The sequence below is a fragment of the Tessaracoccus sp. SD287 genome, from assembly GCF_017355265.1.
Classification (GTDB): domain Bacteria; phylum Actinomycetota; class Actinomycetes; order Propionibacteriales; family Propionibacteriaceae; genus Aestuariimicrobium.
Genome location: NZ_JADIJQ010000008.1, coordinates 1 through 22,617, shown reverse-complemented (window position 1 = coordinate 22,617; position 22,617 = coordinate 1). Strand labels below are relative to the sequence as shown.

Sequence of the window (22,617 nt, the reverse complement as noted above, 5' to 3'; positions counted from 1 at the left end):
TGGAGTTAGCACTCGCAGCGTCAGAGTGCTACCGCCGTCAGGTTGGTGAGGCTCCCACGGGCCGTCCGTCGCGGGCACCGGCTTGGCGTTCACACCCAATGGGGCACGCTGCCCCCGACGCGGGAGGATTCCCCAACAACCATGGCAAAGCTGATTGAATTCAACGTCGAGGCCCGCCGCGCCCTCGAGCGGGGCATGAACACCCTTGCCGACGCGGTGAAGGTCACCCTTGGCCCGAAGGGCCGCAACGTCGTGCTGGAGAAGAAGTGGGGCGCACCCACGATCACCAACGACGGTGTGTCCATCGCCAAGGAAATTGAGCTGGACGACCCCTTCGAGAAGATCGGCGCCGAGCTGGTCAAGGAGGTCGCCAAGAAGACCGACGATGTCGCCGGCGACGGCACCACCACCGCCACCGTGCTGGCCCAGGCAATGGTCCGCGAGGGCCTGCGCAACGTGACCGCCGGTGCCAACCCGATCGAGCTGAAGCGCGGCATCGAGGTCGCCGTCGAGGCGATCGTTGCCGAACTGGCCAACCAGGCCAAGCCCGTCGAGACCCGTGAGCAGATCGCTGCCACCGCCTCGATCTCGGCCGCTGACCCCTCGGTCGGCGAGATCATCGCCGAGGCGATGGACAAGGTCGGCAAGGAAGGCGTCATCACCGTCGAGGAGTCGAACACCTTCGGCATCGAGCTCGAGCTCACCGAGGGCATGCGGTTCGACAAGGGCTACATCTCGCCCTACTTCGTCACCGACACCGAGCGCATGGAGGCCGTGCTGGAGGACCCCTACGTCCTCATCGTGAACTCCAAGGTCAGCTCGCTGAAGGACCTGCTGCCGCTGCTCGAGAAGGTCATGCAGGCGTCCAAGCCGCTGCTGGTCATCGCCGAGGACGTCGACTCCGAGGCCCTGGCCGGACTGATCGTCAACAAGATCCGTGGCACCTTCAAGTCGGTCGCCGTCAAGGCTCCCGGCTTCGGGGACCGCCGCAAGGCCATGCTGCAGGACATCGCCACCCTGACCAACGGCACTGTCATCTCCTCGGAGGTCGGCCTCTCGCTGGAGACCGCCACCCTGGACCTGCTGGGCCAGGCCCGCTCGGTCGTCATCACCAAGGACGAGACCACCATCGTCGAGGGTGCCGGCGACGCCGAGGCCATCGCCGGTCGCGTGCAGCAGATCCGCAACGAGATCGAGAACTCCGACTCCGACTACGACCGCGAGAAGCTGCAGGAACGTCTGGCCAAGCTGGCCGGTGGCGTGGCCGTGGTCAAGGTCGGTGCAGCCACCGAGGTCGAGCTGAAGGAGCGCAAGCACCGCATCGAGGACGCCGTTCGCAACGCGAAGGCTGCCGTCGAAGAGGGTCTGGTCGCCGGCGGCGGCGTGGCCCTGGTGCAGGCTGCCAAGGCAGCCAAGGTCGACCTGCAGGGCGACGAGGCCACCGGTGCCCAGATCGTGTTCAGCGCGGCCTCGGCCCCGCTGCGCCAGATCGCCATCAACGCCGGCCTCGAGGGCGGCGTGATCGTCGAGAAGGTGTCCGGCCTGGAGCCCACCCACGGCCTGAACGCGGCCACCGGTGAGTACGTCAACATGCTGGAGGCCGGCATCATCGACCCGGCCAAGGTCACCCGTTCGGCACTGCAGAACGCTGCGTCGATCGCCGCGCTGTTCCTCACCACCGAGGCAGTGATCGCGGACAAGCCCGAAAAGGCCTCCCCGATGCCCGGCGGCGCCGACGGCGGCATGGGCGGCATGGACTTCTGAGTCCATCCCCACCGCACCACCCGAACGGGCGGTCCCCAGCTGGGGGCCGCCCGTTCGGCGTTGCTCCCACCCCCACCGGCCCATCGGCCCCAGACTGGGGGCATGACTGGCCTGCTGGAGGTGATCGCACTCCACGAGCACGACGCCCGCCGGGCCGAGGAGGGCGGCGCCGACCGCATCGAACTGCTCGGCACCATGGACGAGGACGGCCTGTCACCCGAACCGGCACTGGTCGAGAAGGTCCGGAACAGCATCGACATCCCACTGCGCCCCATGGTGCGACTGCGCCCCGGTTTCGGCACCGACGGGGGAGAGGCAACCCGGCTGCGGGGCCTGATCTGGTCCTACCTGGACGCGGGAGCCGACGGGGTCGTCCTGGGCTTCCTCAACGGTCACGGTGACGTCGACACCGAGGTCATCCAGGCGCTGGTCGGTGAGGGGGACTGGCCCTGGACCTTCCACCGCGCCATCGACCATGTGTTGGACGCCCGCCGGGCCTGGCAGGTGCTGCCGACGCTGCCGCGCCTCGACCAGGTGCTGACCGCCGGCTCCCCTCGGGGCGTCGAGCACGGACTGGACGACCTGCTGCAAACGATCACCGAGGTGCCGCAAGCCGCGTCGCTGATCATGGCCGGCGGCCAACTCGAACCAGAACACGTGCCGTGGCTGGTCCGCGCCGGGGTGCGCAGCTTCCACATTGGCCGCAGGGCAAGGCCCCAGGGCACCTACAAGGCGTGGGTCGATGCCGGACTGGTCACCTCGTGGCGACATCTCATCGACACCGAGGTGGCCCACGTCAGCTGACCAGCAATTCGGTTGGGTTCTGTCACCGGTTGGTCGTAGGCTCGACCATTGTGTCCAGCACCCCCGTGATCCAGGCCAGAGGCCTCCGCAAGAACTATGGCGACTTCACCGCCGTCGACGGCATTGACTTCGACGTGGCCCCCGGGGAGTCCTTCGGCCTGCTCGGGCCCAACGGGGCCGGCAAGTCCACCACCATGCGGATGATCGGCGGCACCCTCAGCCGCAGCGGTGGCACCTTGTCCATCAATGGTCTCGACCCGGAGACGCATGGCCCCCAGGTGCGGGCCCACCTGGGCGTCGTCCCGCAGCAGGACAACCTCGACGAAGACCTGCGGGTCCGCGAGAACCTGATCATGTACGGACGCTACTTCGGGTTGCGCCGTGACTACCTGCGGCCGAAGTCGGACGAGCTGCTGGCCTTCGCCCAGCTCACCGACAAGGCCGAGGTCCGCGTCCGGGAGCTGTCGGGTGGCATGAAGCGTCGCCTGACCATCGCCCGCGGACTGGTCAATGAGCCGCGGATCCTGCTGCTGGACGAGCCGACCACCGGGCTGGACCCGCAGGCCCGCCACACCCTGTGGGACCGGCTGTTCCGGCTGAAGGAGGCCGGTGTCACCCTGATCGTCACCACCCACTTCATGGACGAGGCCGAGCAGTTGTGCGACCGGCTGATCGTGGTGGACAAGGGCTCCATCATGGCCGAGGGGTCCCCGGCGCAACTGATCCGCGACTACTCGACGCGGGAGGTGCTGGAACTGCGATTCGGCTCCGACCGCAATGCGGCCGTGGTCGCACAACTCGGAGGTCTGGCCGAGCGGATCGAGGTGCTGCCCGACCGGGTACTGCTCTACTCCCAGGACGGCGAGGCCACCCTGGTCCAGGTCACCGAGGCGGGGCTCAACCCGATCACCTCCCTGGTGCGGCGCAGTTCGCTGGAGGACGTGTTCCTGCGGTTGACCGGAAGGACCCTCGTTGACTGACACCGCTGACCTCGACGTCCGGGCCCTGGCGCGCTCCGGACGCGTCCCCGCGCCTGAGCAGATGGCCGCCAACGCCACCCGCTGGGGAGTCCTCTACTACGCCGAGACCTACCTGCGTGGTGCCCGGGCCTACCTGCTGTCGATCGTCCTCAACGCCGTCGGCACCCCGTTGCTCTACATGCTGGCCATGGGTGTCGGCCTGGGCAGCCTGCTCGACCGCAACGGCACCACCGTGGACGGGGTCAGCTACCTGGTCTTCGTGGCCCCGGCCATCATGGTCGCCACCGCCTCGCAGTCGGCCTTCGGGGAATCCACCTACCCGATCATGGGCGGCTTCAAGTGGCACCGCACCTACTTCGGGCCGGCGGCGACCCCGATGGATCCCGCCCAGATCGCCTGGGGGCACCTGCTCGGCGTCGCGGTGCGGTTCACCGCCCAGTCGGTGGCCTTCTGGCTGATCATGATGGCCTTCGGGGCCGCACCCAGCGGCTGGTCGTGGGTGGCCATCCCCGTCTCGACGCTGACGGCGTTGTCCCTGGCGGCCCCCATGCAGGCCTTCGCGGCCACCCTCGAGAACGAGGGTGCCCAGTTCACCACGATCCAGCGGTTCGTGATCATGCCCATGTTCCTGTTCGCGGGCACCTTCTTCGCGCTGGGCTCCATGCCCATCTACCTGCAGTGGATCGGCTGGATCTCACCGATCTGGCACGGGTCGCAACTGGCCCGATGGGCCACCTACGGGCTGAGCGAACCGTGGTGGCTGGTCGCGGTCCACCTGCTCTTCCTGGTCGTGCTGACCGTGGTCAGCGCCCGCCTGGCAGCAGGCACCTACCGCCGGAGGTTGTGGTCATGACGAGCATTCCCGCGCAGGAACTGATCACTCCCAAGCCGGACCCGATCGGGCACATCGAGCGCCGACTGGACACCCCGCGGCCCTTCCCCGGCCTGTACTCGGGCAACCTGCTGGCCGTCCTGGAGCGCGGCTGGATCGCCATCAAGACGCAGAACTGGGTGATCCTGGTCAGCGGCTTCGTCGAACCGGTGCTCTACCTGCTGGCCATGGGCATCGGTGTCGGTGCGCTGGTCGGTGAGGTGGCCGGTCCCGGCGGTCGCCCGATCAGCTACGCCGCCTACATCGCCCCCGCCCTGCTGGCCACCTCCGCCATGAACGGGGCCCTGTACGACTCGACCACCAACGTCTTCTTCAAGCTGAACTACGCCAAGCTCTACCAGGCAATGCTGCAGACGGCGATGGGGCCCATGGACGTCGCCCTGGGCGAGATCGTGCTGGCCCTGCTGCGCGGCCTCATCTATGCCGTGGCCTTCATGTCCCTGATGGCGGGGCTGGGTCTGGTGACCTCGTGGTGGGCGCTGGCCATGATTCCCGCCGCCCTGCTGATCGCCTTTGGGTTCGCCAGCATCGGCATGGGGGTGACCAGCTTCATGAAGACCTTCCAGCAGCTGGACGTGATCATCTTCGTCATGCTGCCGATGTTCCTGTTCTCGGCCACCCTGTACCCCATCGAGGTCTTTCCCGAGGTGATCCAGTGGTTCGTCATGGCCCTGCCGTTGTGGCACGGGGTCGAGATGATGCGCCACCTGGCCGTCGGACACCTGACCTGGGCCACGGCGTGGCACATCGTCTACTTCCTCGTGATGTCCGCCGCAGGAACCCTGCTGACCACGCTGCGGTTGCGCAAGCTGTTCCTGCGCTGAGCACGCGGCGACCCACGAAAAGGACCCGGAACCCCTCCGTGACTGGGGTTCCGGGTCTGCTTGTGGGTGGTGGGGGCGATCAGCGGTTGCGCACGGCCTCACCCATGCGGCGCACCATCTGCTCCATCACGGGCCGCGGGGTGGCGAAGTTCAGCCGGACGCTGTGCTTGCCGACGTCCCCGCACGCGCCGCCGTCGGTGAGCGCGACCCGGGCCTTCTCAAGGAAGAAGTCGCTGGGCTTGCCCTCCAGACCCAGCGCCTCGAGGTCGATCCAGGCCAGGTAGGTGCCCTGGTTGGGGACCATGACCGCACCGGGCAGTTCCTCGGCCACCAGTTCCAGCAGGCGACGCTGATTGCCCTCGAGGTAGCCGGTGACCTCGTCCAGCCATTCCTCGCCCTCGGTGAAGGCGGCGATGTTGGCCAGCACACCCGGGGTGGCGGTGCCGTGCAGTTCGAATGCGAAGTCCTTGGCCGTTGTGAGGTCCTGGTCGTTCAGGACCAGCTGTGCGCACTTGTAGCCGGCCAGGTTCCACGCCTTGGAGGCCGACATGGCCGTCAGCGTGTGCCCGTCGGCGACCTCGCTGATGCTCGGGTAGGGCACGTGGGTGTTGCCGTCCAGCATCAGCGGCGCGTGGATCTCGTCGTTGAAGACGCGGCCGTGGTGCCGCTCGACGATCTCGGACAGGCGGACCATCTCGTCGCGGGTGTAGACCTTGCCGATCGGGTTGTGCGGGTTGCACAGCACGAACATGTCCCCGTCGGCGAAGACCTCCTCGATCGCGTCGAAGTCGAGCTCCCAGGTGGTCTCGGTGCGGATCATCGGCACCTGGACCAGGTCATGTCCGGTCATCTGCGGCAGGAACATGAACGGCATGTAGGCGGGCGTCGGAAGGATCACCCGTGCCTCGGGCTTGAGGTGGTGCTTCATCGTGATCATCATCCCCGTGAGCACGTCCGGGGCGGTGAGCACGTTCTTGACGTCGACGTTCCAGCCGTAGCGGCGGGCGACGAAGTCGGCCGTCGCCTGCTTGAGCTGCTCGTCCCAGACGGGGGAGACGTAACCGGACAGGCCCGCGTCCACGGCCTGGTGGAGCACCTGCTTGATGGGGTCGGCCAGACCGAAGTCCATCTCGGCCACGAAGGCCCCCAGGGCGTCACCGTAACGGCTCCACTTGCTGCCACCGACCCGGAACAGCTCTTCGGCGGTGATGTCGTCAAACCTCATGTGTTGCCTTTCGGTCATCGTGTTCCTCGGACTGGTCATGGACTTCGTTGAGGTAGTTGTAGATCGTGAAGCGGGTGACCTGCAAGGCATGCGCGGCCAGTTCGACCGCGTCCTTCAGCAGGAACAGTCCGCGGGCCTCGAGCTGGCGCACCACCTCCACCTTGTGGCGCTTGTGCATCAACTCCACCGGCACCCCGGACTCGTCGATGGCGCGGTTCAGGATCACCTGGGCCAGTTCGTCGATGTCTCGGACGAAGGTCTCGCCCAGGGCGTGCGGAGCCGTCGATCCGTCCCCGTCCATCAGCGTCGGCACCTGGTGCGGGGTCACCGCGTCCAGGCCGGCCGGACGCAGCAGCGCCGCGCGGGCCGTGTCGTCCAGCCGCCCCAGCATGGCCTGGGCGACCAGCCCAACCGTCTCCCAGGCGGAGGTGTCGGTGTTGATGCACAGCGCTGCCACCGCGTTGCCGGCCACGTCGCGGATGATCATCGTGGAGGACCGCAGTCGGCGACCGTCGGGCAGCACCGTCTCGTAGTTGAGGTGCTCATCGGTGTTGTCCCGGTTGGCGATGCGTTCGAGCAGCAGGTCGGTGGCGGGGTCGCCGACCACCCGACCGGTCACGTTGCCGTGGATGGCCACGATCGAGTTCGGCAACAGGCTGAGGTCGTGCAGCACCACCTCGCTGGTGGCGGGCATGGACCGGCCCAGCGGGTCGACCAGGCGCGAGAAGACCGCGAGCAGCCGCTCACCATCAAGGCTGCGGCGAATGCGCAGGTCGTTGCCGCCTGCCAGCGGCGGTGGCGAATCGTCGGCCAGGACCACGGCTGCTCCTTCCACTAACTGTTGATGGCGTCTGTCGGTTCAGAGTACGCCCACGCGTCTCCGCGAAGCAAGAGCCGTGACTCTACAACGCGTCGTTGAAGTCCTGCGTGATCTACGTCACGTTCCCTAGGAAAAAAGACAATCGTGTGCCAGTCCTGCAACAACTCTTGTAATCACTATCACGGTCCTGCAAGATGACGCCTACATCCCGTTGAAGGAGACAAACATGGTTGCAAAAGTGTGGAAGGGCGTCGCCGTGGCGCTGGCGGTGGCCCTGGGCGCCTCGGCATGCGGCACCGACAGCAAGGGTTCAGGGGCAACCCTGGAGGAGATGATCTTCGCGATCGACTCGCCCACGGTGGGCTTCGACCCGAACGTCACGCCCGCCGCCCAGGACGCCCGGATCATGCGGCAAGTTTTTGATGGACTGGTGTCCAAGGACGAGAACGGCAAGATCGTCGCCGGCCTGGCGAAGGAGTGGAAGGTCTCCGAGGACGGGTTGAAGTACACCTTCACCCTGAAGGAGGGCGTGAAGTACCACGACGGCAGCGCCTTCGACGCCAAGGCGGTCTGCTTCAACTTCGACCGGATCAAGAAGCCCGAGACCGGTTCCCGGTACGCCATCTCGTTGATCGGTCCCTACAAGTCGTGCGCGGCACCCGACGCCACCACCGCGGAGATCACCCTGAGCGCCAAGTACGCTCCCTTCCTGGCGGTACTCACCTCGCCCTTCCTCGGCATGGTGTCCCCGGCCGCCGTCGCGTCCATGGGCGCCGAGCAGTACAACCTGAAGCCCAGTGGCACCGGCCCCTTCAAGATGGTCGAGTACACCCCGATGGCCCAGATCGTGCTGGAGCGCAACGAGGACTACAACTGGGCCCCGGCCAGCGCCAAGCACGAGGGCCCCGCCCATCTCAAGAAGCTCACCTTCCAGATCGTGCCCGACCCCACGGTGCGGCTCGGCTCGCTGAAGACCGGACGCATCCAGGCGATGAGCAACGTCCCCGAGACCGAGGCCGAGAACACCAAGAACGACAAGTCCCTGGACTTCGTCGCCCAGCCCCAGTCGGGCTCACCCTTCCAGCTGTACTTCAACCAGCAGAAGGGCGTCTTCACCGACCAGGCCGTCCGGCAGGCCTTCGCCCAGTCGGTCGACGTGGCCACCATCGTGAAGTCGCTCTACTTCGGGGTCTACCAGCAGGCCTCCGGCAACCTGTCGACCACCACCCCCGGCTACGACGAGACGCTCAAGGACCTGCTGCCCTACGACCTCGAGAAGTCCAAGTCGCTGCTGGAGGCAGCCGGCTGGAAGGCCGGCGCTGACGGCGTCCGGGTCAAGGACGGCAAGCGTCTGACCGTCGTCTACAACGAGTCGAGCCCCAACCGCGAGAAGCGCCAGGACATCGCCCAGTTCGTGAAGACCTACGCCGAGAAGGCCGGCTTCGAGGTCAAGATCGAACTCATGCAGGTCGCCGCCCTGACCGCCAGCACCCAGAACGGCAGCTACGACATCATGGGGCTCAGCCTGGTCAACGTCGACCCGAACGTCATCTGGTCGATCCTCGGCTCGCCCTTCCAGCCGGCCCCCAACAAGAACGGCTTCAACTTCGCCCACGTCACCAACCTGGACGCCAAGCTGACGGCTGCCCAGACCGAGATGGACGAGACCAAGCGGCTGCAGATGTACGCCGACCTGCAGAAGGAGATCAATGCCCAGGCGATCTCGCTGCCGGTCTACGTGCCCACCTACACGATGGCCACTCGTGGCATCGAGGGTCTGCGCTTCGACGCCGAAGGGTACCCCGTCTTCTACGACGTCAAGGGAAAGGCGTGAGCTGAATGTTCTTCATCCTGAAGCGAATCGCAGCGGCGATACCGACTCTCCTGGGTGTCACCATCGTCCTGTTCATTGCCCTGCGGATGCTGCCGGGCGACCCGGTGGCGGTGATCCTGGGCAGCGCCCCGGCCACCCCGGAGGTGGAGGCAGCGCTGCGCGAGCAGTTCGGCCTGAACAAGCCGATCTGGCAGCAGTACCTGGACTACCTCGGTAACGCCCTGACCTTCGACTTCGGGCAGAGCTACAGCACCCGTGACTCGGTCACGAACATGATTTCCGAGCAGATCGTGCCGACCCTGCAGCTGGCCCTGGCCGCTGCAGCGGTCAGCGCGGTCTCGGGAATCATCTTCGGCTCGCTCGCCGCGATGTACCGCGGACGCTGGCCCGACATCATGATCCGGGTGCTGAGCCTGATCAACACCTCCACCCCCTCGTTCTGGGTGGGCCTGCTGCTGATCATGCTGTTCTCGTTCACCCTGAACTGGTTCCCCGCCTCCGGGTCGGGCGACCTGTCCACCCTGGTGCTGCCAGCCGTCGCGCTCGGCCTGTCCGCCGGCGGCACGGTGGCACGCCTGGTGCGCAACTCGGTCATCGACGTGCTGGGCGAGAACTTCGTGGCGGCGCTGCACGCCAAGGGCCTCAAGCAGCAGGTGATCGTGCTCAAGCACGTGCTGCGCAACGCCATCATCCCCACGGTCACCATCGTGGGCCTGCAGCTGGGTGCCCTGGTCGCCGGTGCGGTCATCGTCGAGGCGGTGTTCTCGCGCCAAGGACTGGGCCAGATGCTCGTCCAGGGCATCGGCGCCAACGACTTCCCGGTCGTCCAGGGCGTCGTCCTGGTCATCGCCATGATCTACATCCTGATCAACATCGTCGTGGACGTCTCCTACGCCTACATCGACCCCCGCATCCGCCGATCCCTGAACAAGTGAGGACCCTTCGATGATCGTCTACAAGGCCAACCGCGTACTGAACACTGATCCGGTCGAGATCCTCGACATGGCGGCCGTCCTCGTCAACGGTTCCCGCATTGAGTGGGTGGGTCGGCAGAGCGACCTGGAACACCTCGAGGCCGCACGGCACGCCCAGATCGTCGAACTCGGCGACGTGACGCTGATGCCCGGCATGACCGACGCCCACGTGCATCTTGCCTTTGACGGGGGACCGACCCCGGTCGCCCGGATGAAGGAGGAGACCGACGCCGAGCAGGTGACCCTGATGGTGCGCAGCGCCCGGGAGTTGCTCAGCGTGGGGGTCACCACCGCCCGCGACCTGGGTGCGCGTGGCTACACCGACGTCGCCGTGCGCGACGCCATCGCCAACGGCACCCTGCAGGGCCCCCGACTGCTGACGGCGGGGTCACCCATCACCAGCACCGGCGGCCACTGCTGGTTCATGGGCGGTGAGGCCGACTCCTTCGAGGACGTCCGCAAGCTGGTGCGGCTGCACCACAAGTTCGGTGTCGACCACATCAAGGTGATGAGCACCGGCGGGTTCATGACCCCCGGTTCGGCACCCTGGTTCCCGCAGTTCGAGACGGCGGCGCTGCGCATCATCGTGGAGGAGGCCCACCGCGTCGGCAAGCGGGTCGCGGCCCACTGCCACGGCACCGAGGGCATCCGTCGGGCGGTGGAGGCAGGGGTCGACACCCTGGAGCACTGCTCGTTCGTGGTCGCCGGCGGTGACACCGTCTACGAACCCGAACTCGGCGACAAGATCGCGGCCAGCGGTTCCTACGTCTCACCGACCATCAACGTACGGGCGCGGGAATTCGACCCGGCCCGTTTCGCCACCCGCATCAAGGGGTTGCGGGACGCCGGCGCTAGGATCATCACCAGCACCGACTCCGGCATCGACAACGTGCCCCACTACGCCTTCCCGCTGTCGTTGCCGCTCTACGTCGAGTACGGGCTGACCACCGCCGAGGTGCTGCGCTCGACCACGGTGATCGCCGCCGAGGCGCTGGGTCTCAGCGGCGTGACCGGAAGCCTCACCCCCGGCCTGGACGCTGACCTGATCGCGGTGCGCGGCAACCCGCTGACCGACATCGCGGCGGTGTCGGACCTCGAGCTGGTCGTGGCCCGCGGGCAGCGTTTCGTCCCCGACGCGCTGCCCATGTTGCCGAAGCTGCCCGAGGGCTTCGTGCCCATGAACAAGACGCACGCTGCCCCGACCCTGAACCACGAGGCGGTGACGGCATGAGCGACCAGACAACCGCCGTGGTGACCGCGGTGCAGACGGCCGAGGCCCCGGTGCAGGCAGTCGCCGGCACGGTTCCGGTCGTTGCCGCGGCGGACGCCCCGAAGCGTCGCCGACGCAAGACCTCGGTCAACTCGGTGATCACCTCCCTGGCCGCCGTGTGGATCCTGGTGGTGGTGGTGGCCGCACTGATCCCCACCCTGCTGGTGCAGGGTGACCCGGCCGCCCCCGACGTCGAGCGGGTGCTGCAGGAACCCGGGCAGACCCTGCTGGGAGCCGACCAGTACGGCCGCAGCGTGCTGGGGCTGCTGGTGCACGGCGCCCGCAGCGCGGTGCTGATCGGGCTGGGCGCCACCGTCCTGGCGCTGGTGGTGGGCACCACCCTGGGCCTGATGGCCGGCTACGCCGGCGGGTGGGTGGACATGCTGATCGGTCGCCTGGTCGACATCCTGATGGCGTTCCCCGGTGTGCTGCTGGCACTGGTGATCGCCGCGGCACTGGGACCCACCACCACCAACCTGGTCATCGCCGTCGGCATCGCCGCCATTCCGCAGTTCGCCCGCGTGATGCGATCGCAGACCATGACGGTGCGCGACCGCCTCTACGTGGAGGCTGCCCGGGCCAGCGGCTACAGCCAGGCCCGCATCATCCTGCGCCACATCCTGCCCAATGCCATCGCGCCGATCGTGGTGCTGGCCACCCTGACCATCGGCGTCGCCATCGTGCTGGCCGCCTCGTTGTCCTTCCTGGGCCTGGGCCCGCACAAGGACCTGCCGGACTGGGGCCAGCTGCTGGCCCAGGGACAGCCCTACCTGGAGTCGGCGTGGTGGATGAGCACCTTCCCCGGTCTGGCCATCACCCTGACCGTCATCTGCTTGAGCGTCCTGGGCGACTCTCTGAGCGACAAGTTCGAGGAGGGCTGACATGGCCGCATCAACCGTACTGTCCGTCAATGACCTGACCGTCACCCTGGACCGGGGCGACCGCGACGTCGACCTGATCCGGGAGGTCGGTTTCGAGGTCCGCGCCGGTGAGATCGTCACCCTGGTGGGGGAGTCCGGCTCCGGCAAGTCGGTCACCTCGCGGGCGATCATGGGTCTGATCCAGATGGACCGCAACATCTCGGCCACCGGCTCGATCGTCTACAACGGCCAGGAGTTGGTCGGTCACCCCCAGGCCAGCGCCCGATTGCGGGGCACCGAGTTGGCCATGGTGTTCCAGGAGCCGTTGAGCTCACTCGACCCGGTTTTCCCCATCGAGGACCAGATGCGTGAGGGTCTGCGACGGGCCCACGGCAGGAGCTCCAAGCAGGCCGAGCAGGCCAGGATGGCCGAACTGCTCACCGAGGTCGGCATTCGTGACACCGCCCGGGTGCTCAACTCGTTCCCACACCAGCTCTCGGGTGGCATGTGCCAGCGGGTGATGATCGCCTCGGCGCTGTCCTCGTCCCCCCGACTGTTGATCGCCGACGAGCCGACCACGGCCCTGGACGTGACCATCCAGGCGCAGATCCTGGAACTCATCGACAAGCTGCGCCAGCAGAACGACATGTCGGTGCTGCTGGTCACCCATGACATGGGGGTCGCGGCTGACCTGGCCGACCGGGTGGTGGTCATGTACGCCGGCCGGGTGGTCGAGGATGCCTCACCGACCGACATCTTCATCCAGCCCCACCACCCCTACACCGAGGGGCTGCTGGCCTGCATCCCGCCGATCAGCGGGCAGCGCCAGGAGTGGCTGCCCGCCATCCCGGGGTCGGTGCCCGACCCGTCGAAGCTGCCGGGCGGCTGCGCCTTCAACCCGCGCTGCGGATCGGCCACCGACAGGTGCTTCACCCAGGACCCGCCACTGATGACCATCGGCGAGGGTCAGGCCGCCTGCTGGAACCCACGAAATGTTGCCGTTGATCGGCTCCCCCTGCTGGAAGGTGCACAGGCATGACGAGCAATACCGCTGAACCGGTCCTCGAACTGACCGACGTCGTCAAGGTCTTCGACATCAAGCACGCCAATCCTTTCAACCCGCCCGACAAGTTGCGTGCCGTCGACGGTGCCACCCTGCGGATCATGCCGGGGGAGACCTACGCGCTGGTGGGGGAGTCCGGGTCGGGCAAGTCCACCCTCGGGCGGGTGGCGGTCCGGCTGGACCATCCCACCGAGGGCACGGTGGTCTTCGAGGGCCAGGACATCTCCCACGCCAGCCACGGCGAAATGCGCAAGCTGCGCCCCGACGTGCAGGTGGTCTTCCAGGACCCCTACGGCTCGCTGAACCCCCGGATGCGCATCGGCGACATCATTGGGGAGCCGCTGAAGGTGTTCAAGGGCATGAAGGGCAAGGCCCTGGACGACGAGGTGGTCCGGCTGATGGAGTCGGTGGGCCTCAACCCCGAGCGGCGCAAGGCGCGGCCGAGGGCCCTGTCCGGTGGCCAGCGCCAGCGCGTCGGCATCGCCCGGGCGATCGCCCTGAAGCCGAAGCTGATCCTGGCCGACGAGGCACTCTCGGCCCTGGACGTGTCGGTGCAGGCGCAGATCGCCAACCTGATGGTCAAACTGCAACGCGAGATGGGCATCTCCTACCTGTTCATCGCCCACGGCCTGCCGATCGTGCGCCAGATGGCCGACCGGGTCGGCGTCATGTACCTGGGACGCATCGTGGAGCAAGGACCGGTCGACGTGGTGTTCAACAATCCCGAGCACCCCTACACCAAGGCGCTGATGCAGGCCTCACCGGTGCCCGACCCCAGCCAGAAGGGCAAGCGATTCATCCTCAAGGGCGAGATCCCTTCGCCCATGAACCCGCCCAGCGGCTGCCGGTTCCGCACCCGATGCCCGCTGGCCACCGACCTGTGCGCCGCCGAGGCACCGCCGATGCACGTCAACGGTGACCACCGCGTCGAATGCCACTACCCCGGCAAGACGCTGGCCCAACACCAGGCCGAACAGGAACAATTGGGCACGCAGCACCTCGCCCAGGAGGAAGTGGCGTGACCAACCAGATGGCCCTTGACACCGCGGTCCCAGCAGCAGTCGACCCTGCCTACCGTCCGAACCAGTGGCGGCTGGCGGTGGCCCAACTGCTGTCCGGCGTGGGCATCGCCTCGGGGGTGGCCGTCGGCGCCGTCCTGGTCGAAGAGGTCTCGGGCAGCACCAGCGTCGCGGGGTTCGCCCAGACGGCCACCGTGCTGGGCGCCGGCCTGCTGGCCTTCCCGCTGTCACGGCTGGCCCATTCCCGGGGACGCCGCACGGCGCTGGGCCTGGGCTTCGCCCTGGGCGGGCTCGGTGCGGTGTTCATCCTGCTGGGTGTGCAGAGCCGCCAACTGGCGGTGCTGTTCCTGGGACTGGCGCTGTTCGGCTCGGCCACAGCCTCGGGGCTGCAGTCCCGCTACGCGGCCACCGACCTGGCCCCACCCGAGATGCGGGCGCGGGCCATGTCCATCGTGGTCTGGGCCACCACCGTCGGGTCGGTGGCTGGCCCCCAGTTGTCGGCCCCCGGAGCCGCCCTGGGTCGTTCCCTGGGGCTGAACCACCTGGTCGGCCCCTACCTGTTCTCGGTGGCGTCCTTCGTGCTGGCGACGCTGATCACGCTCAGCATGAAGAAGCCGCAGCGGCCCCTGCACGACACCGGCACCCCGCGCCGCAATGTGTCAATCGCAGAATGCCTTCGGGTGGCATGGAACCATCCGATGACCCTTTTCGGGATGGTCGCCGTGATCACCGGGCAGATGATGATGACCTCGGTCATGGTGATGACCCCGCTGCACATGTACCACCACGAAATGGGCCTCGAATTGGTGGGCATCGTCATTTCGAGCCACATTCTGGGCATGTACGGACTGTCACCGGTGGTCGGTTGGGCGGTCGACAAGATCGGCCCGCAGAAGGTGATCTACATTGGCATGGCCATCTTCCTGGCCGCTTTTGCCGTCGGCATCATGGACGCCATCGGGCAGTCCCACCTGGTCCGCCTGATCCCCGCCCTGACCCTGCTGGGTGTCGCCTGGTCGTGCACCATGCTCGCCGGGTCGGCGCTGGTGACCTCGACCGTCGACCCCGAGATCCGGGTGCCGATGCAGGGTACCGTGGACACGTTCATGAACTTCGGTGCCGCCGGGATCACCGCCTTCGCGGGCGCGGTCCTGGCCTGGCAGGGCTTCGTGGGCATCAACCTGATGGCCACCCTGGTGCTGGTGGTGCTGTTGCTCAGCGCCGTCCGGGCCAACCTGTCACCGGCCGTGGTGCGCAGCGTGCAGGAACACCCGGAGCGCTGAGGAGGAGGACGAGGATGGATCGGCGTCCCGACGGGCGGCCACTGCGCCGGCGCCGCGCGGCGCGCGTGATCGTGCGCAGCGGCGCAGCCCGCGGACGTCCCCGGGTGCTGCTGTTCGCCGACCGGGACCCGGGGATCCCCGGCAGCGGCTGGTGGGTGACCCCCGGCGGAGGCATTGACCCCGGCGAGACCGACGCCCAGGCCGCCGTGCGGGAACTGTTCGAGGAGACCGGACTGGTGGTCACCGAGGACCTGCTGCAGGGACCGGTCGCCCGCCGCGTGGTGGTGCACGGCTACTCCGACCAGGTGCTCGTGCAGCAGGAGGCCTTCTTCCTGGTCGACGTCGATCCCTTCGAGGTCGACACCTCGGGTTTCACCGAGGCCGAGAAGGTGACCCTGCTGGACCACGGATGGTTCGGCGCCGACGACTTGGGCGACCGGGAGGTCTGGCCGGTGCACCTGGCCGAGGTGGTGCACTGGGCCGGTCAGGAGCCATTGGACTGGGGCGTGATGCACGAGTCCACGGTGCCGGCCCCTGACGTCGACGCCACCCCCTAGGGTGGCACATGTCGCATTCGGCGACAATGCCCCCGGGCATCGGCCTAGTGTCACACCTACCCGGCGCACTCAAGCGCCCGTGACCAAAGGAGACACCGATGGCGGACAAGGGCCTGGAAGACCTGTTCTTCGACACGCTGCGTGACATCTACTACGCCGAGCGACACATCCACAAGAATCTGCCGACACTGCAGGCCAATGCCAGCTCCGATGAATTGAAGCAGGCTTTCGAGGCGCACACCCTGGAGACCGAGGGCCAGATCAAGCGGCTGGAGCAGGTCTTCGCGCTAATCGACCGGCCGCCGACGTCGAAGCGGTGCGAGGCCATCGACGGCATCCTCGCCGAGGGCAGCAGCGTCCTGGAGGACTACAAGGACACCACCGCCCTGGACGCGGGACTGATTTCAGCCGCGCAGGCCGTCGAGCACTACGAGATCACCCGCTACGGGACACTGCGCCGCTGGGCGAAGATGCTCACCCTCGGCAACGCCTACGATCTGCTCACCGAGAGCCTGGAGGAGGAGAGCCGCACCGACGAACTCCTCACCAAGATCGCCGAGACGGAGGCCAACGCCAAGGCCGCCGAGGTCGCCAAGGGCTGAACCGACGGCTGCTGCGTCAGTCCAGGTCGTCCAGGTCCTCGGCGTCGATGATCCGGTAGGAGTAGCCCTGCTCGGCCAGGAAGCGCTGGCGGTGCTGGGCGAAGTCCGCGTCGACGGTGTCGCGGGCGACCACCGCATAGAAGCGGGCCACCAGCCCGTCCTTGGGACGCAGCAGCCGACCCAGCCGCTGGGCCTCCTCCTGCCGTGAACCGAAGGCCCCCGAGACCTGGATGGCGACCTCGGCGCTCGGCAGGTCGATGGAGAAGTTCGCCACCTTGGAGACCACCAGTCGCTTGATCTCGCCGTCACGGAACTGCTGGTAGAGCACTTCACGCTGCTTGGTGCTGGTGGCGCCGGTGATCAGTGGGGCGTCCAGCACCTCGGCCAGTTCCACCAATTGGTCGACGTACTGCCCGATGACCAGGGTCGGCTGGTCCTTGTGGCGCTCGGCCAGGTCGACCACGACCCGCTGCTTGGAGGCAGTGGTCGACGCCAACCGGTACCGCACCTCGGGTTCGGCCATGGCCTGGGCCATCCGCTCGTCATCGGCCAGGGTGACCCGCACCTCGACGCAGTCAGCCGGCGCGATCCAGCCCTGCGACTCGAGGTCCTTCCAGGGGGCGTCATAGCGCTTGGGACCGATCAGGCTGAACACGTCACCCTCGCGGCCGTCCTCCCGCACCAGGGTCGCGGTCAGACCCAGGCGTCGCCGGGCCTGCAGGTCGGCCGTCATCCGGAAGACCGGCGCCGGCAGCAGGTGCACCTCGTCGTAGATCACCAGCCCCCAGTCCCGGGCGCTGAACAGTTCCAGGTGCGGATGCACCCCGCCACGCTTGGTGGTCACCACCTGGTAGGTCGCGATGGTCACCGGGCGAATCTCCTTGCGGGCGCCGGAGTACTCACCGATCTCGTCGGGGGTCAGACTGGTGCGACGCACCAGTTCGTCGCGCCACTGCCGGGCCGCGACCGTATTGGTCACCAGGATCAGGGTGGTGGCCCCGGCCAGGGCCATGGAGGCCGCCCCCACGATGGTCTTGCCGGCACCGCAGGGCAGCACCACGACACCGGAACCGCCGTGCCAGAACGACTCGGCCGCGACCCTCTGGTAGGGCCGCACCTGCCAGCCATCCTCGGCCAGGCTGATCGGATGGGCCTCGCCGTTGACGAACCCGGCCAGGTCCTCGGCGGGCCACCCCAGCCCCAGCAGCACCTGCTTGAGGTGGCCCCGCTCGCTGGGGTGCACCACCACCGTCTCGTCATCGATCCGCTCACCGACCAGACCCTTGACCTTCTTGGCGCGCAGCACCTCGGTGAGGACCGCCTTGTCCTGGCTGACCATCACCAACCCGTGTACTGGGTGCTTCTCGATCCGCAGCCGGCCGTAGCGTCCCATCGTCTCGGTGATGTCGATCAGCAGGGAACTGGCCACGGGGTAACGCGACCAGGTCAGCAGGGCGTCCACCACCTGTTCGGCGTCGTGGCCCGCGGCCCGCGCATTCCACAGGCCCAGCGGGGTGATCCGGTAGGTGTGGATGTGTTCGGGGGCCCGCTCCAACTCGGCGAACGGAGCGATCGCCATCCGCACGGTCTCGGCATCGGGATGGTCGACCTCCAGCAGCAGGGTTCGGTCGGACTGCACGATCAGGGGCGCGGTGGGATTCATCACCATTGAGTATCCCCCAGCGGACAAGTCGTCGAACGCGCAGTGGTCGGCCAAAGTTGCCCCTTACCCTTGTCGTGGCCATGGCCTAGGCTGCGAACAACGCAGGTCACCGGGCAGCGACGAAGCCGTTCGGGGAGTGCGCCTGATGTCCCTACCACCCCGCTCACGGCCGAGTCCACGGGTGCCGCGCGTGGGAACCAAGGAGCCGTCCATGCCCGGCACGCAAGCCGACGTCGAGCGCGTGATCTCGACCATGACCCAGACCATCCTCGCCAACGAGAAGTACTTCGGCGACCTCGACGCCGTCGTCGGTGACGGCGACTTCGGCTACTCCCTGGCCCGCGGCTTCGAGATCGTCGCCCAGAAGTGGGACGAGTTCGACCGCACCGACCCGGGGGTGTTCATCACCAAGATCGCCATGGCCTTCTCGGCCCGGATCGGCGGCACCTCGGGACCCATCTGGGGCACCGCCTTCCTGCGGTTCGGCGCGAAGCTCAAGGGTGCCGCCGAGTTCAGCGCCAGCGACGTGGTCGCCGGACTGCGGGCAGCGGTCGGCGGAATCCAGCAGCGCGGCAACGCCGAACTCGGCGACAAGACGCTGCTGGATGCGCTGGTCCCTGCCATCGACACCCTCGAGGCCGAGATCGCCAGGGGCAGCACCGGGGCGGAGGCCATCCGCGCCGTCGCCGCCACCGCCCGGCAAAGCGCCGAGGCGACCGCGCAGCTGCAGGCCCGCCGCGGCCGGGCGTCCTACACCGGCGAGCGCAGCATCGGCTCGGTCGATGCGGGCGCCATGGCCATCGCCGTGCTCGCCGAAAGCCTGGCCGAGACCTGGCCCGACCAGTAGCCCATCCACCACCGCCGCACCCAATTCACAGGAGAGCAACCATGAAGAAGTTCGTCAACGACCCCCAGCAGTTCGTCCCCGAGATGCTCAAGGGCATCGCCGCGGCCAACCCCGACACGATCACCTACGTCCCCGAGTACAACCTGATCATGCGCTCCGACGCACCCAACAACAACAAGGTCAGCATCGTCCAGGGCTCGGGGTCGGGCCACGAGCCGGCACACGTGATGGTCGTCGGCAAGGGCATGCTGGACGCCGCCTGCCCCGGCGACGTGTTCGCCGCCCCGCCCGCGGACTACGTCTACGAGACCGCCAAGCGGGTCAACTCCGACAAGGGTGTGCTGCTGCTGGTCAACAACTACACCGGCGACAAGATGGCCTTTGAGATGGCCCAGGAGATGGCCGCGGCCGACGACATCGAGTGCGACACCCTGTTCATCGACGACGACGTCGCGGTGCAGGACTCCACTTGGACCGTGGGTCGCCGCGGGGTGGCCGGCAACTTCTTCGTGATCAAGGCGGTGGGCGCACTCGCCGAGGAAGGGGCCAGCCTGGCCGAGGTCAAGGCCATCGGCGAGCGGGTCAACTCGGTCACCCGGACCATGGGCGTGGCGCTGAGCGCCTGCACCCCGCCGGCCAAGGGATCGCCGCTGTTCGACCTGGGCGACGACGAGATCGAACTCGGCGTCGGCATCCACGGCGAGCCGGGGCGGCGGCGGGCGAAGCTGGCCTCGGCCAACGAGATCGTCGACATGGTGCTCGACCCGGTCGTCAGTGACCTGCCGTTCGCCTCGGGTGACCGGGTGGCGTTGATGGTCAACGGTCTGGGTGGCACCCCGATCAGCGAGTTGTACCTGCTGTTCGGCATCGCCGCCGAGAAGCTGCAGGCCCAGGGCATCACCATCGCCCGAAGCTACGTGGGGGAGTACTGCACGTCGCTGGAGATGGCCGGCGCGTCGATCACGCTGGTGAAGCTGGACGACGAGATCGAACGTCTGCTGGCGGCACCGGCCGAGGTCGTCAACCGCATCTTCTGAGGCCCTGGTCCGCTGAGGTCCTAGCAGGAGGGGATGTCCGTCGGCCCACCGGTCGGGGACATCCCCGGCTCCGACGACAGCGACGAGGTCGGATCGGTGGTGGCGCTGGGGGTGGCACTGGGCGACAGGGTCGTCTGCGGCGCCGACACGCTGGGGGTCGCCGACGGCTCCTGCGAGGCGGTGGCCGTGGCCGTCCGGGTCGCGTCCTGGGTCGAGCACGGGTCCAGTGTGGTCGGGGGGATCGACGGGGACGCGCTGGCCGAGGCGACGCTGGGCGACGGGGTCAGGCTGGGCGGGGTCTGGGGCTGGCTGGTCAACGACGGTTTCGGCATCGCCGAGGTGGTCGCCGCGGTCGTGTTCGGTCCGTACAGGGGCGGGGGCACGATCATCAAGGCCCGCCACTCACCCTGGAGGCCGTTGCCGTCGACCGGCGCCACCTGCAACAAGATGTTGCTGGTGGTGGTCTGCCAGACCAGGGTGATGGTCGGAATGCGGGTCCGACCGACCAGGAAACCGTTGGCCAGCACCACGTAGTGACGGATGCCGGCGGCGTCCCTGCTGGGCCCCCACGAGACGGTGTAGGTGCGGGCCGTGTTGCTGCTCAACCGCAGGTTGCGCACCGGGGTGGGCAGGGTCCGGTCGCTGTGCAGGCTGGGGCTCGGCAGCGATGCTGGTGGGGTGGTGGCCCCGGCCGGGGTGGTCGCCACCGTGCCGGAGGTGTCCTGGGAGGCGGCGACGGTGGGCCGGGACTGGTCAAGGTGGGAGCGGGAATCACCCAACTGGAAGGGTGCCAGGTACAGCGCGGCACCGCCCACGGCACAGACGGCCAGGGCGACGATCCGACGCACCATGATCTTCCGCACGTCCTCACCCTACGAGGTGCGTGCCGCCGAAGCCTCCTGACGCACCCACTCTCGGTGACTCTTCAGACTCTCTTCAAGAGACGACGCCGACCACGCGGGCCAACGGCAGGGTTTGCGGCGGTGAGGCCCGGCGGACCATCCGCACGTGCCCGCCGGCGACACCCAGGATGCGCGCCGTGTCGGTGCGGGGTCGGCCCTGCCCATCGACGTGGGTGACCTGCACCCACTCACCCGACATCTGCGCCGACTGCAGGGTCGCGACCAGGTCGTCGGCCAGCGCCGACGGGTCCGGCTGCAGCAGTTGGCGGGCCAGCAGCGCCACCTGGTCCCGGGTGGGTGGGTCAGGTTCCCCGCCCGGCGGGTGGCCCTGGCCCGCGCGCCGTGGTCGCGGGGCCGCCAACAGTTCCCCGTCGGACGACTGCGCCACCGGGGCATGGCCCAGCCCCCGCAGTACCTCCACCACCTCGATGACATCACCCTGGGTGGCCACTGCCTGGGGTCCCACCTTCGCGAGCCCCAGACCCTGGGCCTGCGGGGAGCGCAGCAGCGCCTCCAGGATCGCGGGGTCCTCAATGGTGATCACGGCCGCCGCCGGCATCACCTTGATCTGGCCGTGCTGGCGGGCGACGTCCCCGATCAGGTAGGTCAACGGTTGCGGCAGCGGGGTCAACGAGTGGCTGGCCAGCCAGTCAATGATCTGTTCCGAGCTCAGCCCCTGGTCGAGCCCGCGTCGGATGGACGCGGCGGTGAAGTGGCGCCCCGTGTGGTCGCGTTCGGTGAGCAGGTCCAGCCGACGACGCACCGAGGCCTGCAGCGGTCCGACCGGCATCGCCGTCAGGTCTGCCTGCACCACGAACTGGTGGGTGGGGGCCGGGAAGCCCGGGTCATCGGTCGCCTCCAGCAGGTGCGAGGTGCGGCCCAACGCGATGATGCCGAGTGCGGTCGCCTCGGCCGCCAGGTGCTGGGCCCCGGCGGTGGTCTGCTCGGACGGCCACGCGGGGAAGCGCCAGGCCACCCGGGCAGCCAGCAGGTCGGCGCCCAGCGGGGTGCCGGCGGGCGCACGCCGCAACTCGGCGAGCAACGCCCGCCGCAGGCCGATGATGCTGCGCTGGCCGGTGGGGGACACCGGGTCGTCGGCGGGATCGGGCCAGCGGTCAAGGCGGGACCATCCCGCCACCAGTTCACGCCACTGGGTCCAGGGGTCCTGACCGGCCCACCGGTCAAAGGCGTTGGTGGCCAGCCAGGCCGGTCCGTGGGTGGCGATCATGCCGGTCTGGCGGGCCAGGGCCAGCATCAGGGCCGTGGTCGACTCGTCGCCGCGGGCCGACAAGGTCTTCAGGTCGCGTCGGCCGATCCCGCCGGTGCTGAGCACCTTGGGGCTGAGCGAGATGACACCTTCGACGACCGTGGTGAAGGCCTCCAGCGCCTCGACGGCG

Annotated in this window: 21 protein-coding genes; 16 read left to right on the top strand and 5 right to left on the bottom strand. The window is 68.1% G+C overall.

The window, feature by feature from the left end:
- The first annotated feature begins 141 nt into the window (after positions 1-141).
- The 5 genes from groL (at position 142) to IPV09_RS04790 (ending at position 5,264) form a co-directional block, all read left to right on the top strand.
- Positions 142-1,764, top strand: a complete 1,623-nt coding sequence (gene groL / locus IPV09_RS04810; protein WP_207474065.1) for a chaperonin GroEL — start codon at positions 142-144, stop codon at positions 1,762-1,764.
- Between the two features lie 102 nt (positions 1,765-1,866).
- A complete protein-coding gene (locus tag IPV09_RS04805; protein ID WP_207474064.1) occupies positions 1,867-2,568 on the top strand; it encodes a copper homeostasis protein CutC in 702 nt (233 codons plus the stop codon).
- A 50-nt stretch (positions 2,569-2,618) separates the two neighbouring features.
- Entirely contained in the window at positions 2,619-3,548 is a 930-nt protein-coding gene (locus IPV09_RS04800; RefSeq protein WP_207474063.1) for an ATP-binding cassette domain-containing protein, read from the top strand.
- Complete coding sequence (locus IPV09_RS04795; protein ID WP_242681242.1) at positions 3,541-4,401, top strand: ABC transporter permease; 861 nt, start codon at positions 3,541-3,543, stop codon at positions 4,399-4,401. Before IPV09_RS04800 ends, IPV09_RS04795 begins: the two co-directional genes overlap by 8 nt.
- Positions 4,398-5,264 carry an ABC transporter permease gene (locus IPV09_RS04790; RefSeq protein ID WP_207474061.1) on the top strand — a complete coding sequence of 289 codons (867 nt, stop codon included), beginning with the start codon at positions 4,398-4,400 and terminating at the stop codon, positions 5,262-5,264. The genes IPV09_RS04795 and IPV09_RS04790 overlap by 4 nt, the downstream gene beginning before the upstream one ends.
- Before the next feature lie 79 nt (positions 5,265-5,343).
- On the opposite strand, the gene IPV09_RS04785 is transcribed toward IPV09_RS04790, so the two are convergent.
- Both IPV09_RS04785 and IPV09_RS04780 read right to left on the bottom strand, forming a co-directional pair.
- Entirely contained in the window at positions 5,344-6,489 is a 1,146-nt protein-coding gene (locus IPV09_RS04785; protein ID WP_207474059.1) for a MalY/PatB family protein, read from the bottom strand.
- Positions 6,479-7,309 (bottom strand): transcriptional regulator, encoded by an 831-nt coding sequence (locus tag IPV09_RS04780; RefSeq protein WP_370590221.1) that lies wholly within the window; start codon positions 7,307-7,309, stop codon positions 6,479-6,481. The genes IPV09_RS04785 and IPV09_RS04780 overlap by 11 nt, the downstream gene beginning before the upstream one ends.
- 226 nt (positions 7,310-7,535) lie before the next feature.
- On the opposite strand from IPV09_RS04780, the gene IPV09_RS04775 reads away from it, so the two are divergent.
- The 9 genes from IPV09_RS04775 to IPV09_RS04735 all read left to right on the top strand — a co-directional run bounded on the left by IPV09_RS04775 (position 7,536) and on the right by IPV09_RS04735 (position 16,771).
- Entirely contained in the window at positions 7,536-9,143 is a 1,608-nt protein-coding gene (locus IPV09_RS04775) for an ABC transporter substrate-binding protein (protein WP_207474058.1), read from the top strand.
- A gap of 5 nt (positions 9,144-9,148) precedes the next feature.
- Positions 9,149-10,078 (top strand): ABC transporter permease, encoded by a 930-nt coding sequence (locus IPV09_RS04770; protein WP_207474057.1) that lies wholly within the window; start codon positions 9,149-9,151, stop codon positions 10,076-10,078.
- A gap of 10 nt (positions 10,079-10,088) precedes the next feature.
- Positions 10,089-11,348 carry an amidohydrolase family protein gene (locus IPV09_RS04765; protein WP_207474056.1) on the top strand — a complete coding sequence of 420 codons (1,260 nt, stop codon included), beginning with the start codon at positions 10,089-10,091 and terminating at the stop codon, positions 11,346-11,348.
- Positions 11,345-12,268 (top strand): ABC transporter permease, encoded by a 924-nt coding sequence (locus IPV09_RS04760; protein WP_207474055.1) that lies wholly within the window; start codon positions 11,345-11,347, stop codon positions 12,266-12,268. Before IPV09_RS04765 ends, IPV09_RS04760 begins: the two co-directional genes overlap by 4 nt.
- A gap of 1 nt (position 12,269) precedes the next feature.
- Positions 12,270-13,286, top strand: coding sequence for an ABC transporter ATP-binding protein (locus IPV09_RS04755; protein ID WP_207474054.1), 1,017 nt, complete (start codon positions 12,270-12,272; stop codon positions 13,284-13,286).
- Entirely contained in the window at positions 13,283-14,332 is a 1,050-nt protein-coding gene (locus IPV09_RS04750; RefSeq protein WP_207474053.1) for an ABC transporter ATP-binding protein, read from the top strand. The genes IPV09_RS04755 and IPV09_RS04750 overlap by 4 nt, the downstream gene beginning before the upstream one ends.
- Positions 14,329-15,612: an MFS transporter gene (locus IPV09_RS04745; protein ID WP_207474051.1), complete on the top strand. Its 1,284-nt coding sequence runs from the start codon at positions 14,329-14,331 to the stop codon at positions 15,610-15,612. The genes IPV09_RS04750 and IPV09_RS04745 overlap by 4 nt, the downstream gene beginning before the upstream one ends.
- Positions 15,613-15,626: 14 nt before the next feature.
- A complete protein-coding gene (locus IPV09_RS04740; protein WP_207474050.1) occupies positions 15,627-16,169 on the top strand; it encodes an NUDIX hydrolase in 543 nt (180 codons plus the stop codon).
- 98 nt (positions 16,170-16,267) lie between these two features.
- A complete protein-coding gene (locus IPV09_RS04735; RefSeq protein WP_207474049.1) occupies positions 16,268-16,771 on the top strand; it encodes a ferritin-like domain-containing protein in 504 nt (167 codons plus the stop codon).
- Positions 16,772-16,787: 16 nt separating this feature from the next.
- Here the strand turns inward: IPV09_RS04735 and IPV09_RS04730 are convergent, their stop codons facing one another.
- Complete coding sequence (locus IPV09_RS04730; protein ID WP_207474047.1) at positions 16,788-18,434, bottom strand: DNA repair helicase XPB; 1,647 nt, start codon at positions 18,432-18,434, stop codon at positions 16,788-16,790.
- 211 nt (positions 18,435-18,645) lie between these two features.
- Here IPV09_RS04730 and dhaL point away from each other — a divergent pair, with 211 nt between their 5' ends.
- Together dhaL and dhaK are read left to right on the top strand one after the other, a co-directional pair.
- Positions 18,646-19,281, top strand: a complete 636-nt coding sequence (dhaL, locus tag IPV09_RS04725) for a dihydroxyacetone kinase subunit DhaL (protein ID WP_207474046.1) — start codon at positions 18,646-18,648, stop codon at positions 19,279-19,281.
- A gap of 41 nt (positions 19,282-19,322) precedes the next feature.
- Complete coding sequence (dhaK, locus tag IPV09_RS04720) at positions 19,323-20,318, top strand: dihydroxyacetone kinase subunit DhaK (RefSeq protein WP_207474045.1); 996 nt, start codon at positions 19,323-19,325, stop codon at positions 20,316-20,318.
- Positions 20,319-20,338: 20 nt separating this feature from the next.
- On the opposite strand, the gene IPV09_RS04715 is transcribed toward dhaK, so the two are convergent.
- Together IPV09_RS04715 and IPV09_RS04710 are read right to left on the bottom strand one after the other, a co-directional pair.
- On the bottom strand, positions 20,339-21,181 hold the full coding sequence (locus IPV09_RS04715) for a hypothetical protein (RefSeq protein WP_207474043.1): 843 nt from the start codon (positions 21,179-21,181) through the stop codon (positions 20,339-20,341).
- A gap of 73 nt (positions 21,182-21,254) precedes the next feature.
- Positions 21,255-22,617, bottom strand: a 1,363-nt coding sequence (locus tag IPV09_RS04710; RefSeq protein ID WP_207474042.1) for a helicase-associated domain-containing protein, incomplete at its 5' end; no start/stop codon positions are given.